Source organism: Grimontia marina (assembly GCF_900060185.1).
Lineage (GTDB): Bacteria > Pseudomonadota > Gammaproteobacteria > Enterobacterales > Vibrionaceae > Enterovibrio > Enterovibrio marinus.
The window spans coordinates 1-1,438 of record NZ_FIZY01000155.1 but is presented as its reverse complement, the minus strand read 5'-3'; the positions used below and the strand labels follow the sequence as shown (position 1 = coordinate 1,438).

The window sequence follows — 1,438 nt, the reverse complement described above, 5'->3', positions numbered from 1 at the left end:
CCCGCGCCCAGGGTGATGGTGATGTCCACCTGACCGTCCAGCTCGTCATCGTTGATGTAACCATCATCGTTGGCATCTTCGGTAATCTCGACCGTCGGCGCCGCCGGGGCGCCGGTGCCGGTGCCGTAATCCAGGGTGGCCGCATCACTGCCGTTGGCGGTGTTGCCCGCCGGGTCAGTGACGGTGGCCGTCACGGTAATGGTGGTGCCGGTGGCTGGCGCGGTCATGGTGACCGGCACGCCGTTGTCCAGCATGTCCTGAGTCACGGTGCCGTTAAACAGCTCATTGCCATCCTGGTCGGTCACAATCAGGGTATCGCCCACCGCGGTGCCTGCACCGAGGGTGACGGTGATGTTGATGTCACCATCGAGCTCATCGCTATTGATGTAGCCGTCGTTGTTGGCATCCTCATCAATCACCACCGTTGGCGACGCCGGTGCGCCGCTGCCTGTGCCGTAATCCAGGGTGGCCGAGTCAGAGCCCTCAGCGCTGTTGCCCGCCGGATCAGTGACCGTGGCGGTGATTTCCAGCTCGGTGCCGGTCGCCGGGGCGGCCACAGACAGGTCAAGGCCATTGTCCAGCATGTCCTGGGTGACCGGGCCGGAGAACAGGGTGTTGCCATCCTGGTCGGTGACCACAATGGTGTCACCCACGGCGGTACCGGCGCCCAGGGTGATGGTGATATCCACCTCGCCGCTGAGCTCGCCATCGTTGATGTAACCATCATCGTTGGCATCTTCGGTAATGACCACAGTCGGTGCGGTAGGCGCACTGCTGCCGTGATCCAGGGTGGCCGAGTCACTGCCGGTGGCGCTGTTGCCACTGGTGTCGGTCACGGTGGCCGTCAAGGTCAGGCCGGTGCCGGTCGCTGGCGGGGTCATCGTCAGCGACAGGCCATTGTCCAGCATGGCCTGGGTCACGGTGCCGTTAAACACCTCGTTACCCGCCTGGTCAGTGATGACCAGGGAGTCACCCACCTCTGTGCCGGCGCCCAGCGCCACGCTGAAGTTGATGTCGCCATCGAGCTCATCATCATTGATGTAGCCGTCATTGTTGGCATCTTCATCAATGGTCAGGGTCGGGGCCCCCAGGTTCGGGTTGCCGCCACTGGTATCCAGTGTCGCACTGTCACTGCCATTGGCGGTGTTGCCCGCCGCATCGGTGACGGTGGCGGTGACCACCAGATTGGTGCCACTGGCTGGTGCATCAATCGCCAGGTCAAGGCCATTGTCCAGCATGTCCTGCGTCACCGGACCGGAGAAGATGACCGTGCCATCCTGGTCGGTGACCACAAGGGTGTCGCCCACGGCGGTGCCGCCGGTCAGGGCCACGGTGATGTTCACCTGACCCACCAGTTCGGCATCATTGATGTAGCCGTCGTTGTCGGCATCTTCGGTGATGGTGACCACAGGCGTGCCCGGCGCCGTGCTGCCGACAT

The 1,438-nt window shown here is 63.5% G+C and carries 1 pseudogene; it reads right to left on the bottom strand.

Going from position 1 to position 1,438, the window contains the following annotated elements:
* Positions 1-1,438 (bottom strand): annotated as a pseudogene (locus tag GMA8713_RS25650) (hypothetical protein); the annotation flags it as partial.